Origin of the sequence: Kitasatospora sp. NPDC127060, from assembly GCF_042724935.1 — a bacterium.
Lineage (GTDB): Bacteria > Actinomycetota > Actinomycetes > Streptomycetales > Streptomycetaceae > Kitasatospora.
Window position 1 is genome coordinate 16,791 of the sequence record NZ_JBHXEG010000033.1, and the last position, 12,938, is coordinate 29,728.

General features: G+C 71.0%; 14 protein-coding genes. All 14 read left to right on the top strand.

Going from position 1 to position 12,938, the window contains the following annotated elements; translation table 11 throughout:
- The first annotated feature begins 185 nt into the window (after nt 1–185).
- The 14 genes from dop to tatC all read left to right on the top strand — a co-directional run bounded on the left by dop (nt 186) and on the right by tatC (nt 12,932).
- Complete coding sequence (gene dop, locus ACFWIS_RS19690) at nt 186–1,697, top strand: depupylase/deamidase Dop (RefSeq protein ID WP_380456589.1); 1,512 nt, start codon at nt 186–188, stop codon at nt 1,695–1,697.
- Nucleotides 1,698–1,880: 183 nt separating this feature from the next.
- Nucleotides 1,881–2,099 (top strand): ubiquitin-like protein Pup, encoded by a 219-nt coding sequence (locus ACFWIS_RS19695; protein WP_188299085.1) that lies wholly within the window; start codon nt 1,881–1,883, stop codon nt 2,097–2,099.
- Between the two features lie 162 nt (nt 2,100–2,261).
- Entirely contained in the window at nt 2,262–3,104 is an 843-nt protein-coding gene (gene prcB / locus ACFWIS_RS19700) for a proteasome subunit beta (protein ID WP_380456587.1), read from the top strand.
- A 31-nt stretch (nt 3,105–3,135) separates the two neighbouring features.
- On the top strand, nt 3,136–3,897 hold the full coding sequence (gene prcA / locus ACFWIS_RS19705; protein ID WP_380456585.1) for a proteasome subunit alpha: 762 nt from the start codon (nt 3,136–3,138) through the stop codon (nt 3,895–3,897).
- A 117-nt stretch (nt 3,898–4,014) separates the two neighbouring features.
- Nucleotides 4,015–5,376, top strand: coding sequence for a Pup--protein ligase (gene pafA / locus ACFWIS_RS19710; protein ID WP_380456583.1), 1,362 nt, complete (start codon nt 4,015–4,017; stop codon nt 5,374–5,376).
- Nucleotides 5,377–5,519: 143 nt separating this feature from the next.
- Nucleotides 5,520–6,509: an FKBP-type peptidyl-prolyl cis-trans isomerase gene (locus tag ACFWIS_RS19715; RefSeq protein WP_380456581.1), complete on the top strand. Its 990-nt coding sequence runs from the start codon at nt 5,520–5,522 to the stop codon at nt 6,507–6,509.
- Between the two features lie 217 nt (nt 6,510–6,726).
- Nucleotides 6,727–8,046, top strand: coding sequence for an FKBP-type peptidyl-prolyl cis-trans isomerase (locus ACFWIS_RS19720; RefSeq protein WP_380456580.1), 1,320 nt, complete (start codon nt 6,727–6,729; stop codon nt 8,044–8,046).
- Between the two features lie 176 nt (nt 8,047–8,222).
- Complete coding sequence (locus ACFWIS_RS19725) at nt 8,223–8,606, top strand: FKBP-type peptidyl-prolyl cis-trans isomerase (RefSeq protein WP_380456578.1); 384 nt, start codon at nt 8,223–8,225, stop codon at nt 8,604–8,606.
- A gap of 233 nt (nt 8,607–8,839) precedes the next feature.
- On the top strand, nt 8,840–9,814 hold the full coding sequence (locus ACFWIS_RS19730) for a helix-turn-helix transcriptional regulator (RefSeq protein ID WP_380456576.1): 975 nt from the start codon (nt 8,840–8,842) through the stop codon (nt 9,812–9,814).
- A 64-nt stretch (nt 9,815–9,878) separates the two neighbouring features.
- On the top strand, nt 9,879–10,835 hold the full coding sequence (locus ACFWIS_RS19735) for a WYL domain-containing protein (protein ID WP_316520336.1): 957 nt from the start codon (nt 9,879–9,881) through the stop codon (nt 10,833–10,835).
- Nucleotides 10,836–10,838: 3 nt separating this feature from the next.
- A complete protein-coding gene (locus ACFWIS_RS19740) occupies nt 10,839–11,069 on the top strand; it encodes a hypothetical protein (protein WP_380523932.1) in 231 nt (76 codons plus the stop codon).
- Nucleotides 11,070–11,117: 48 nt separating this feature from the next.
- The gene (locus ACFWIS_RS19745; protein WP_380456572.1) at nt 11,118–11,294 is read left to right on the top strand and encodes a hypothetical protein; all 177 of its coding nucleotides are present in this window, start codon (nt 11,118–11,120) and stop codon (nt 11,292–11,294) included.
- A 248-nt stretch (nt 11,295–11,542) separates the two neighbouring features.
- Nucleotides 11,543–11,845 (top strand): Sec-independent protein translocase subunit TatA, encoded by a 303-nt coding sequence (tatA, locus tag ACFWIS_RS19750; protein WP_380456570.1) that lies wholly within the window; start codon nt 11,543–11,545, stop codon nt 11,843–11,845.
- A 193-nt stretch (nt 11,846–12,038) separates the two neighbouring features.
- Entirely contained in the window at nt 12,039–12,932 is an 894-nt protein-coding gene (tatC, locus tag ACFWIS_RS19755) for a twin-arginine translocase subunit TatC (protein WP_380456606.1), read from the top strand.
- Nucleotides 12,933–12,938 lie beyond the last annotated feature (6 nt).

A 12,938-nucleotide genomic window follows, 5' to 3' on the forward strand; every position in this document is an offset into this window, starting at 1 on the left:
CACACCGTCCGGCTGTGGCGCCTCGCGGCCCCGCAGCCGGACGGCGCGTCTCGGGGGGCCCGCCGGTCGGCACGGAAATAGGCTCGACCCACCGTCCGCGGGCAGCTGTCCGGCGCCGGTGTTGTTCAGCGGTACGTCAGAGTGTTCCGCCCGTCGGGGGCGGCGCACCGGGCAAGGAGGGCCGCATGACCGTACGGCGCGTGATGGGAATCGAGACCGAGTACGGGATCTCCGTGCCCGGGCACCCCAACGCCAACGCCATGCTCACCTCGTCCCAGATCGTCAACGCCTACGCGGCGGCGATGCACCGGGCACGGCGGGCCCGCTGGGACTTCGAGGAGGAGAACCCGCTGCGCGACGCGCGGGGCTTCGACCTCGCGCGCGAGGTGGCGGACGCCAGCCAGCTGACCGACGAGGACATCGGTCTCGCCAACGTCATCCTGACCAACGGGGCCCGGTTCTACGTGGACCACGCGCACCCCGAGTACAGCTCGCCCGAGGTGACCAACCCGCGCGACGCCGTGCTCTGGGACAAGGCCGGCGAGCGGATCATGGCCGCCGCCGCGCAACGGGCGCTGGAGCTGCCCAACGGGCAGAACATCCACCTGTACAAGAACAACACCGACAACAAGGGCGCCTCCTACGGCACCCACGAGAACTACCTGATGAAGCGGGCGACGCCGTTCGCCGACATCGTCCGCCACCTCACCCCGTTCTTCGTCTCCCGCCAGGTGGTCACCGGCGCCGGCCGGGTCGGCATCGGCCAGGACGGCTCGGCGAACGGCTTCCAGATCAGCCAGCGGGCGGACTACTTCGAGGTCGAGGTCGGCCTGGAGACCACCCTCAAGCGCCCGATCATCAACACCCGGGACGAACCGCACGCCGACGCCGAGAAGTACCGCCGGCTGCACGTGATCATCGGGGACGCCAACCTCTCCGAGATCTCCACCTACCTCAAGCTGGGCACCACCGCACTGGTCCTGTCGATGATCGAGGACTCCTTCATCGCCTCCGACCTCGCCGTCGACCAGCCGGTGCGCACCCTGCACCGGGTCTCCCACGACCCGACCCTCAAGCACCTGATCACCCTGCGCAACGGGCGCAGGCTCACCGCCGTCCAACTGCAGCTGGAGTACTTCGAACTGGCCCACAAGTACGTCGAGGACCGCTTCGGCACCGACGCCGACGAGCAGACCGTGGACGTGCTGGCCCGCTGGGAGGACGTGCTGGGGCGGCTGGAGCGCGACCCGATGTCGCTCTCCAGGCAGCTGGACTGGATCGCCAAGCGGGAGATCCTGGAGGGCTACCGCAGCCGGGACGCCCTGGACTGGGCCAACCCGCGGCTGCACCTGGTCGACCTCCAGTACAGCGACGTACGGGCCGAGAAGGGCCTCTACAACCGCCTGGTGGCCCGCGGCAGGTTCGAGCGGCTGCTGACCGAGGAGGAGGTCGAGCGGGCCGTCACCAAGCCCCCGGAGGACACCCGGGCGTACTTCCGCGGGCGCTGCCTGGAGCAGTACGCGGAGCACGTCGCGGCGGCCTCCTGGGACTCGGTCATCTTCGATCTGCCGGGCCGGGACTCGTTGCAGCGGGTGCCCACGCTGGAGCCGCTGCGCGGCACCCGCAACCACGTCAAGGAGCTGCTGGACCGCTGCCGCACGGCGGAGGACCTGTTGCGGGTCCTGTCCGGCGGGTAACTTTTCGATCACCACGGGTGAACGTCCGCCGAATGGGAATCATCCGGGGTGGCAGCGGGTGTTGGACAGGAAGCGCCACCGCCAAACCGGGAGCGGCAGTCGCACCTTGTGTATAGGGTCGGTGCCAACCGGCAACGACCGACCGACCAAACCGTGCCAGACGATTCGAGCGGGGTGAGGGAAATGGCGAGCAAGGACACCGGCGGCGGCCAGCAGCGGGCAAACCGTTCCTCCGAGGAGGTCGAGGAGCAGGCCGCGGAAAGCCAGAATTCCGACGACCTCAAGGAGCGCCAGGAAAAGCTGAGCGACGACGTCGACGCGGTGCTGGACGAAATCGACGAAGTGCTCGAGTCGAACGCCGAGGATTTCGTCCGGGGATTCGTGCAGAAGGGTGGGCAATAGCCCGTCCCCGGTAATCGGGAATTCACGGTCGCGACCGTCCGGGACGGTCGGGCGGCAGCGGCCGCCCGGCCGTCCCGGCACCGGCCCCTCCACGCGTGGACGTTGATCGTCGGCGGGTAGGGTGCGGGCAATGCGCGCTTCAAGCTACCTGGAAGGAATCGTGTGGAAGCCAACACTCGTGGCACCGGGCGTCTACCGGCTGCCTTCCTGACCCCCGGGTCGTCCTCGTTCCTCGACTTCCTGGCCGAGCACCAGCCGGAGCTGATCCCCAGCCGCCGTGGGCTGCCCGAGGGGGCCGTGGTCGAGGCCCCGCACGGGACCACGATCGTGGCCGCGGTCTTCGACGGCGGTGTGGTGATCGCGGGTGACCGCCGGGCGACCATGGGCAACGTGATCGCCCAGCGCGACATGGAGAAGGTGTTCCCGGCCGACGAGTACAGCGCGGTCGGCATCGCCGGCACCGCCGGCCTCGCGATCGAGATGGTCCGGCTGTTCCAGCTGGAGCTGGAGCACTACGAGAAGATCGAGGGCGCCACGCTCTCCCTGGAGGGCAAGGCCAACCGGCTCACCACGATGATCCGGGGCAACCTGGGCATGGCCATGCAGGGCCTCGCGGTGGTGCCGATCTTCGCCGGCTACGACCTGGACCTCGGCCGCGGCCGGATCTTCAACTACGACGTCACCGGCGGGCGCTCCGAGGAGCGCGGCTTCGCCGCCACCGGCTCGGGCTCGGTCTACGCCCGCGGCTCGATGAAGAAGCTCTACCGCGACGACCTGACGGCCGACCAGGCCGCCACCCTGGTCGTCCAGGCGCTCTACGACGCGGCGGACGACGACTCCGCCACCGGCGGACCGGACCTGGCCCGCAAGATCTTCCCGATCGTCTCGCTGATCACCGAGGACGGCTTCCGCCGGCTCACCGAGGCGGAGGTCACGCAGATCGTGGTCGCCATCACGGACGAGCGCCTGGCCCGGCCCAACGGCCCGCAAGCCCCGCTGATCTAGCCATCACCTCACAGGAAAGGGACGACCGCCGGTGTCGACACCGTTCTACGTCTCGCCCCAGCAGGCCATGGCGGACCGCGCGGAGTACGCCCGCAAGGGCATCGCGCGCGGCCGCAGCGTGGTCGTGCTCACCTACGCCGACGGCATCGTCTTCGTCGCCGAGAACACCTCCCGGGCGCTCCACAAGGTCTCCGAGATCTACGACAAGATCGCCTTCGCGGCGGTCGGCCGCTACAACGAGTTCGAGAACCTGCGCATCGGCGGCGTCCGCTACGCCGACCTGCGCGGCTACTCCTACGACCGGGCCGACGTCACCGCCCGCGGCCTGGCCAACGTGTACGCCCAGACCCTGGGCACCATCTTCTCCTCGGTCGGCGAGAAGCCGTACGAGGTCGAACTGATCGTCGCCGAGGTCGGCCGCACCGCGGACAACGACCAGATCTACCGGCTCACCCCGGACGGCTCGGTCGTCGACGAGAAGAACTACGTCGTGGTCGGCGGCAACGCCGACTCGATCGGCAACTACCTGGGCCAGCGCCACCGCGTCGGCCTGAGCCTCACCGAGGCGGTGAAGGTCGCGGTCGACTCGCTCGCCCGCGACCCCAACGGGGGCAGCCCGCGCGCCCTCACCCCGGAACAGCTGGAGGTCGCGGTCCTCGACCGCCAGCGGTTCCAGCAGCGCAAGTTCAAGCGGATCCTGGGCAACCAGCTCAGTCGGCTGCTCGACGGGGACCAGTCCGCCGAAGCGGACGACGAGGAGAACCCGGCGGGCGGCGGTTCGTCGGACGAGTAGTACTGCGGAGTCCCGTACGGCGGCCGGACCGCCGGCGTACGGGACTCCGGTGCCCCTGCGACGGCCCAGTCGTCGTGGAGGCGGTTTCGGACAGCTCCGACGAGAAAAGGAGTGCTCATGGACCGCCGGATTTTCGGGCTGGAGAACGAGTACGGCGTGACCTGTACGTTCCGCGGGCAGCGGCGGCTGTCGCCGGACGAGGTCGCGCGGTACCTGTTCCGCCGGGTCGTCTCCTGGGGCCGCAGCAGCAACGTCTTCCTGCGCAACGGCGCCCGGCTCTACCTCGACGTCGGCTCCCACCCCGAGTACGCCACCCCCGAGTGCGACGACGTGACCGAGCTGGTCACGCACGACAAGGCGGGCGAGCGGATCCTCGAAGGACTCCTGGTGGACGCCGAACGGCGGCTGCACGAGGAGGGCATCGCGGGGGACGTCTACCTCTTCAAGAACAACACCGACTCGGCCGGCAACTCCTACGGCTGCCACGAGAACTACCTGGTGGCCCGGCACGGCGAGTTCTCCCGGCTGGCCGACGTGCTCATTCCCTTCCTGGTGACCCGCCAGCTGATCTGCGGCGCGGGCAAGGTGCTGCAGACTCCGCGCGGCGCGGTGTACTGCGTCAGCCAGCGGGCCGAGCACATCTGGGAGGGCGTCAGCTCCGCCACCACCCGCTCCCGCCCGATCATCAACACCCGGGACGAGCCGCACGCGGACGCCGAGCGCTACCGCCGGCTGCACGTGATCGTCGGCGACTCCAACATGTCCGAGACCACCACCCTGCTCAAGGTGGGCTCCACCGACCTGGTGCTGCGGCTGATCGAGGCCGGCGTGGTGATGCGCGACCTCACCCTGGAGAACCCGATCCGGGCGATCCGCGAGGTCAGCCACGACCTCACCGGCACCCACCAGGTGCGGCTGGCCAACGGCCGGGAGGCCAGCGCGCTGGACATCCAGGAGGAGTACTACACCAAGGCCCTGGAGTTCGCCGACCGCAAGGGCATCAACACCGGGACCATCGCCCAGGTGCTCGACCTGTGGGGCCGCACCCTGGAGGCCGTCCGCACCGAGCGGCTGGACGGGGTGGCCACCGAGATCGACTGGATCATGAAGTACAAGCTCATCGAGCGCTACCGCGAGAAGAACCAGATGAGCATGTCCAACCCGCGGGTGGCCCAGATCGACCTCGCCTACCACGACATCCACCGCCGCCGCGGCCTGTTCTACCTGCTCCAGGGCAAGGGCCAGGCGAAGCGGGTGACCACCGACCTCAAGACCTTCGAGGCCAAGTCGATCCCGCCGCAGACCACCCGGGCCCGGCTGCGCGGGGACTTCATCCGCCGGGCGCAGGAGCAGCGCCGGGACTTCACGGTGGACTGGGTGCACCTGAAGCTGAACGACCAGGCGCAGCGCACCGTCCTGTGCAAGGACCCGTTCCGTTCGGTGGACGAGCGGGTGGAGAAGTTGATCGCGGGCATGTGACCGTGCCGCGTGCGCCGTGAGCCACGTGCCGTGATCGATGCGCTGGAGCCGGCCCCGGTGGTGTCTACCGGGGCCGGACGCGTGCCGGGCATACGCTGTCCGTCGATTCGGGGGAGCCGACTCGACCGACAGTTAGGACCACCGTGCGCCGCACCGCCGGTTTGCTTCTCACCCTGCCGCTGCTGCTAGCGGTCGCCTGCAGCAGTTCGCCCAAGGCGGCCGGCCCGGCGACGCCGTCCACCGCGAGTGCCGCTCCGACCGTGCCGGCGCCGGTCGGCGAGGCGTCCCCGATGCCCACGCTCTCGGGGGGCGGTTTCGGCAGCAAGGCCACCATCACCATCCCGGAGGGCCAGCAGCCCAGCGGCCAGTTCGTGGTGAACACGGTGACCGACGGGGAGCGGTCGACGGTCAACAAGGGCGACTGGGTGACCGTCAACTACACGGCGAAGGACTGGACCACCGGCAAGGACCTGCCCAGCTCGTACGACGACAACGGCAAGCCGCAGCTCTACCAGGCGGGCAGCGGGCAACTGGTGCCGGCGCTGGACCAGACCGTGATCGACAAGAAGGTCGGCACCCGGCTGCTGGTGGTGGCCCCGCCGGCGGCGGCCTTCGGGGAGCAGGGCTCCACCCAGCTGGGCGTCAACAAGGGCGACACCGTGGTGTTCGTGCTGGACATCGTGGAGGCGCTGCCGCAGGACTCCACGCTGACCGGGGCCATGACCCAGCCGGCCGCGACCCTGCCGCAGGTCAAGGACAACGGCAAGGCACCGGTGGGGATCACCGTCCCGGCCGGGCAGGCCCCGCCCACCGACCTCCAGCAGGCCGTGCTGATCAAGGGCGAGGGCAAGCAGGTCAAGACCGGGCAGACCCTGGTGGTGCAGTACACCGGGGTGCTGTGGAGCAACGGCCAGCAGTTCGACGCCTCCTGGACCCACGGCGGCGCCCAGGCCGTGCAGATCGGTACCGGCAGCGTGATCGAGGGCTGGGACAAGGGGCTGGTCGGGCAGAACGTGGGCAGCCGGGTGCTGCTGGTGGTGCCGCCGGCGCTGGGGTACAAGGACCAGGCGCAGGGCTCGGTGCCTCCGAACTCCACGCTGGTTTTCGTGATCGACATTCTCGAAGCGGTCTAGCGGGCGCTCTAGGAAGTCGCCGGGAGAATTCCGTACGCTTGGGCGGACGCTCGTACAACGAAGCGTCCGCCCTCATCCTGAGCTGTCATACTGCCCTCGCACTGTGGCAGGCGCCGCCCGGCGCCGGGGTCCGAGGCGGACGGGTACGGCGACAGGCCGGCGCTCACCACGCCGGGCGCAGACCTGGAAGACCTCGTGGCGAGATGGATGGGGAGTCATGACTGAGAAGACGCCGAGCCCGGGCGGGGCCGGCACCGCGGCGAACGACGACTCTGCGGGTGACCCGACCGCCTCCCGTCCCGGCGGACCGGTCGCGTCGGACCGCGAGTCGATCGTCGTCCCCCCGGCGATCCTCGCGCAGCAGGCCGGCTGGGCGCAGCCCGGCGAGAAGCCGCGCGTGACGGGGACCAGGACGGACGACGACGACGCCCCGCAGATCTTCGCCAGCAATGTGCGCAAGACCGACAACTCGGAGGCCGGGTACGACGAGAACCCGCCCGGGGTGGGCAAGCTCGGCGTGATCCTCGGCACGGTGATCGCCCTGCTGCTGGTCGGCAGCGGCGTGACGCTGTACATGGTGAACAAGGACTCCTCCAAGGACACCTCCGCGGCGGCCCAGCCGGACGCGACGAAGTCCGCGCCGCCCACGCCGACCGCCGAGCCGGTGCCGCCGATCAAGGACAGCGCCAAGGTGCTGCCGACCGTCACCGGTGACTTCGGCAAGAAGGCCGAGATCCAGGTGCCGGGCGAGGCCTCCGACGGCTCCTTCGTGGTGAAGGTGCTGTCCGAGGGCTCCGGCCCCAAGGTGGACAAGAACAGCTGGACCTCGGTGGACTACACCGCCAAGGACTGGAACACCGGCAAGGACATCCCGAGCTCGTACGACGACAAGGGCAAGCCGCAGATCTTCCAGGCCGGCACCGACGCGCTGATCCCGGCCCTGGACCAGGCCGTGATGGGGAAGAAGGCCGGCAGCCGACTGCTGGTGGTGGCCCCGCCGGCGGCGGGCTTCGGCTCCCAGGGCAAGCCGGACATGTCGATCGGCCCCAAGGACAACCTGATCTTCGTGATCGACATCCGCAACGCCAACGCGCCCGACGCGGTGGTGAGCGGAACCGTCACCCCGCCGCCGGCGGACTTCCCGCAGGTCAAGGACAACGGCAAGAAGCCGGCCGACATCACCCCGGTGGCCGGCGCCAAGGACCCGACCGAGCTGAAGACCCACGTGCTGATCAAGGGCACCGGGCCGGCCGTGGAGAAGGGCGAGAAGGTCGTCGTCCAGTACACCGGCGCGCTCGCCAAGGACGGCAAGGTCTTCGACTCCTCGCTCAGCAAGGGCCAGGCGTTCTCCTTCCCGGTCGGCGGCGGCCAGGTCATCCAGGGCTGGGACCAGGGGCTGGCGGGCCAGACCGTCGGCAGCCGGGTCGAGCTGGTGATCCCGGCCTCGCTGGGCTACGGGGACAAGGGCCAGGGCGACATTCCGCCCGGCTCGACCCTGGTCTTCGTGGTGGACATCCTGGACGCCGGTCAGGGCTGATCCACTTTCGGGTGACAATGGTGGGCGTGTGACCTTCGGGACCGGCCGCGTGGCCGTGTCCCGACGGGCGGCGGGCGCCCGTACGGTGGTGCTCCCGGGCTCTTCGCCCGGGTGGACCGGGTGCGGGCGCCCGCCGCTTGGTCGTGTGTGGAATTGCGAACGTGAGAAGAGGGACCATGGCTGTGAACCTGAACGAGAAGCCCGAGATCGACTTCCCGATCGGCGACGCCCCGACCGAGCTGCAGATCCGTGACATCGTCGTCGGTGACGGCGAGGAGGCCAAGCCGGGCCAGAACGTCAGCGTCCGCTACGTCGGCGTGACCTTCGAGACCGGCGAGGAGTTCGACGCGAGCTGGAACCGGAGCCCCAACGAGTTCCGCTTCCCGCTGGGCGGCGGCCGGGTCATCAAGGGCTGGGACAAGGGTGTCGTCGGCATGAAGGTCGGCGGCCGTCGTGAGCTGACCATTCCGTCGCACCTGGCGTACGGTGCCCAGTCGCCGACCCCGGCGATCCCGCCGCACTCGACCCTGATCTTCGTGGTCGACCTGCTGGCCGTCTGAGCCTGCGCTGACCTCGGGCCTGCGCTGACCTCGGGCCTGCGCTGACCTCGGGCCGGACCCCTTCGGGGGCCCGGCCCGAGGTCGTTTCCGGGCCCGGACGGCACCCGGTGGGGAGCGGGCGCGGGACGCGGCTTTTGCAGTGCGTACCGCTACCGGTACGGTCGGTCCCGCCGGGTGGGGATCGCCCGGTTGGCGCACCCCGCGCGCGGCGCGGCACACCGGAAGGGTCAGCGATGGCGATCGCCAAGGCAGAGCGGCTGATGAATCTCGCCCTGTGCCTGATGAACACCAGACGTCCGCTCTCCAAGAAGGAGCTGCGGGAATCCATCGAGGCGTACCGGGAAGCCTGGCAGAACAGCAGCGAGGACGCCTTCAACCGGATGTTCGAGCGGGACAAGGACGACCTGCGCGAGCTCGGCCTGGTGATCGACGTCGACGAGAGCACGCTGGACGGCGAGCTCGGCTACCTCGCCCGCCCCGACCGCAACCGGCTGCCGGAGATCGCGCTGGACGCCGAGGAGGCCGCCGCGCTGACCCTGGCCGCCAGGGTCTGGCAGCAGGCCAAGATGTCCGGCGCGGCCAGCGGCGCGCTGCAGAAGCTGCGCGCGGCCGGGGTGCCGTTCACCGAGGCCGAGGGCCGGACCGCCCTGGAGCCGCGCATCCCCGCCCGGGAGGCCGCGTTCGAGCCGCTGCTCACCGCCGCCCGGGACCGCCGCCCGGTCACCTTCGAGTACCGCAAGGCCGGTGCCGCCGCCGTCGAGCAGCGCAGCGTCGAGCCGTGGGCGCTGGAGTGCTGGCGCGGGCACTGGTACCTGGCCGGGTACGACCGGGACCGCGGCGACGCCCGGGTGTTCCGGCTCAGCCGGATCACCGGGAAGGTGAGGGCCAAGGGCGGGGCCTTCCTCGGCACGGTGCCCGAGCACGTGGACGTCCGGGCCACCGTGGCCAAGTTCGCCGGTGAGGGGGCCACCGCCACCGCGACCGTCCGGGTCCGCCGGGGCGCCGGCTTCCCGCTGCGCACCAAGGCGCTGGGCAGCACCCGGGTCGACGAGGCCTGGGACGAGCTGGAGATCCCGTACGGCAACGGGCTGGGCGCCGACCTGGCGGAGTTCGGGCCGGACGTGCTGGTGCTCGGGCCGGAGGAGCTGCGGGCGGATGTGGTCGACCGGCTGCGGGCGGTCGCGGGGCTTGAAGGAGCGGGCGCGTGAGTGAGCGAACCATCGGAAGGCGCGTCCTGTGCGCAGCGCCCGCCGAGTGTGACGAGGTGGACGCATGAGCAACGCCATCGACCAGACCCGGCGGATGCTGTCGCTGGTCACCTATCTGCGCGAGCGGCCCGGGGCCGAGGTCGCCGAGGTGGCCCGGGCGTTCGGGATCAGTGAGCGCGAGCTGATCGGGGACCTCAACGTGCTGCCGATGTGCGGCACCAGCTTCCGCGGCGGCGACCTGCTGGACATCGACACCGACGGCGAGCGGATCTGGTGGCACAACGTCGACGACGTGGCCCAGCCGCTGCGCCTCGCCGCCGACGAGGCCACCGCGCTGCTGGTCGCCGCCCGGGCGGTGGCCGGACTGCCGGGCCTGCGGGCCGGGGACCGGGAGGCGCTCACCCGGGCCGTCGCCAAGATCGAGAACGCCGCGGGGGAGAGCGCCGAGGGCAGCGCCCGGGTCGGGGTCACCTTCGAGGCCGAGAGCCACGTGTTCGCCGACATCGACCGCGCGCTCAGCGAGGGCCGCCGGCTCTGGCTGCGCTACTACTCGCACGGGCGCGGCGGGATGACCGAGCGCGAGGTCGACCCGATCCGGCTGCTCACCGAGGGGCACACGTACCTGGAAGCCTGGTGCCGCACCTCGGAGGACCACCGGATGTTCCGGCTGGACCGGGTCGCCGAGATCCGCGTCCTGGACGTCCCGGCCGACCCGCCCCGGCGCGAGCCGCGCGACCTCAGCGGCGGGCTGGTCAACCCGGCGGCGGACGACCCGGAGGTGGTGGTGGAGGTGTCCTCCGGCGGCCGCTGGGTCGCCGAGTACTACACCCACGACCGGGCCGAGGAACTGCCGGACGGCGGCCTGCGGATCACCCTGCGCAGCGCCGACCCCTCCCAGCTGCGCCCGCTGGCGCTGCGGCTGGGGCGCGACGGCCGGATCGTCTCGCCGCCGGAGCTGGCGGAGCAGGCGCGCTCGGCCGCGCGGGAGGCGCTGGCCGCCTACGGGGAGGGGCAGGTCTGAGCGGTGGAGCCCGGGACGAGATTCAAGGTGTACTGCTCGCAGTGCCGGGAGAAGGTCGAACTCCCGGCCGAGGAGTTCCGGCTGACCCTCGGTCGGACCCCGGCGCAGGCGCACTACAGCTTCGGCTGCCCGCTGTGCGGGGCGGCGGTGCGCAAGCAGGCCGGGGAGAAGATCGTCGAGGCGCTCACCGCGGCGGGGGTGCGCACCATGCGGCTCATCCCGGCGGAGGGCTGACCGCGGTGGCCCCGTACGGCGCGGTGGCCCCCGTATAGGGTGGGGAGCATGTCCTGGATGCTCGTCGCCGCCGTCCTGCTCGCCACCGCGGGCCTGCTGGTCCTCGGGGTCCTCGCGATCCGGCTCTGGCTGGACGTGCGGGCGCTCGCCAAGGGCGTGGACACGGCCTCCCGGGCGCTGGCCGAGGTGGCGGGGGAGCTGGCCGAGGCCGTTCCCGGACGGTAGGGCCGCGCGTCCCGGGGCCGCTCTTCCGCGGGGGTGCTCCGGTCGGAGCGTCGGCACGGCCGGGGCACCGGGTGGTACGGGGACTGCTGCGTGGAGGTGGCGGCGGGTTACGCTCTCAAGTGGCTCCTTGAACGGCGAACCGGGGGCCGCTGTCCTGTTCGGGCGGCCTTCGTCGGGGCGCCATCCGCAGCGGTTACCATCCGTGGCGGGCGGCCTGGCGGGCCGCAGATGCTGAAGGTGGTCGGCGCATGCGCTTCTCGATGACCGCGATCGTGGTGGTCGTGGTGGTTGCCATCGTGCTGTTCGGGGCCAAGCGGCTGCCCGAGCTGGCGCGCTCGTTGGGGCAGTCGCTGCGGATCCTGAAGAGCGAGGCCAAGGCGATGCGCTCGGACGACGAGCCGGACGGGAGCGCGCCGCCCGCTCAGCCGCAGGTCACGGCGCAGCCGACGGCCAGGACCGTCCAGTCCGCTCCGGGCGCCTCGGCGACGGCCCGGCCGGTGGCCGAGCCCGGCGCGGGGCAGGGGACGCCCGGGGGCGAGCGCCCGCACTGAGCGCGGCAGCCGTGACGTACGCGACGCATCCGTGGTGTGCGGTGCGGGCGTCGTACCCGACGTACACGGTGCGCGTGACGCGCGTGACCACGGAGGCCCGTCGACCGGCGGGCCTCGACGCACGAGTTGAGGACCGGGGTTGAGCAAGCTCTCCAAGGCGCCGCAGAAGGCGTCCAAGGATCCTGAGGGGCGGATGGCCCTCGCCGATCACCTGCGGGAACTGCGCAACCGCGTGGTCAAGTCGGTCCTGGCGATCGTGGTGATCACCATCATCGCGGCGATCTACCACAAGCGGATCGAACACTTCCTGCTGGAGCCGCTGCCGCAGTGCACCCCGGAGACCTCCGGGCAGTTCCACGGCAGGTGTGCCCAGGTCTCCAACATCGGCCTGACCGCCGGTTTCACCTGGATGCTCAAGGTCTCGCTGACCGCCGGCGTGGTCGGCACCGTGCCGATCTGGCTCTACCAGGTGTGGGCCTTCGTGGCGCCCGGTCTGCACAAGCACGAGAAGAAGTACGCCGTCATCTTCATGCTCTGCGGGGCGCCGCTGTTCCTGGCCGGTGTGACCGTGGCGATCCTGACGCTGCCGACCACGGTCGAGGTGCTGATCTCGTTCACGCCGAACGGCACCACGCCGATCCTGCCGCCCGAGGACTACTTCGACATCGCGACCCGGATGGTGCTGGTCTTCGGCCTGGCCTTCGAGTTCCCGCTGCTGCTGGTGATGCTGAACCAGGTCGGGATGGTCACCGGCAAGCGGCTGCTGGGCTGGTGGCGCGGCATGGTCATGGGCATCACGGTGTTCGCGGCCTTCGCCACGCCGAGCGCCGACCCGCTGAGCATGCTGGCGCTGGCCGCGCCGATCTGGGCGCTGTACTTCCTCGCGGTGGGCATCGCGATCATGAACGACCGGCGCAAGCGCCGGAACAACCCGGACGCCGACCTGGACGACGAGGAGGCCTCGCAGGTCGACCTCACGGTGCAGCCGGTGGCGGGTGCGGAGACGGTCGACGCCTCGGCGGCCCCGGCGGCCGGCGCCGCGCCGGTGCCGACGGCGCGCCGGGAGCAGATGGACGACATCACCTGAGCCCGA

Excerpts from the sequence above, each read along its gene's own strand:
- dop (WP_380456589.1), top strand. The coding sequence starts at position 186 with ATGACCGTACGGCGCGTGATGGGAATCGAGACCGAGTACGGGATCTCC.
- ACFWIS_RS19695 (WP_188299085.1), top strand. The coding sequence starts at position 1,881 with ATGGCGAGCAAGGACACCGGCGGCGGCCAGCAGCGGGCAAACCGTTCC.
- pafA (WP_380456583.1), top strand. The coding sequence starts at position 4,015 with ATGGACCGCCGGATTTTCGGGCTGGAGAACGAGTACGGCGTGACCTGT.
- ACFWIS_RS19720 (WP_380456580.1), top strand. The coding sequence starts at position 6,727 with ATGACTGAGAAGACGCCGAGCCCGGGCGGGGCCGGCACCGCGGCGAAC.
- ACFWIS_RS19725 (WP_380456578.1), top strand. The coding sequence starts at position 8,223 with ATGGCTGTGAACCTGAACGAGAAGCCCGAGATCGACTTCCCGATCGGC.
- ACFWIS_RS19730 (WP_380456576.1), top strand. The coding sequence starts at position 8,840 with ATGGCGATCGCCAAGGCAGAGCGGCTGATGAATCTCGCCCTGTGCCTG.
- ACFWIS_RS19735 (WP_316520336.1), top strand. The coding sequence starts at position 9,879 with ATGAGCAACGCCATCGACCAGACCCGGCGGATGCTGTCGCTGGTCACC.
- ACFWIS_RS19745 (WP_380456572.1), top strand. The coding sequence starts at position 11,118 with ATGTCCTGGATGCTCGTCGCCGCCGTCCTGCTCGCCACCGCGGGCCTG.
- tatA (WP_380456570.1), top strand. The coding sequence starts at position 11,543 with ATGCGCTTCTCGATGACCGCGATCGTGGTGGTCGTGGTGGTTGCCATC.
- tatC (WP_380456606.1), top strand. The coding sequence starts at position 12,039 with ATGGCCCTCGCCGATCACCTGCGGGAACTGCGCAACCGCGTGGTCAAG.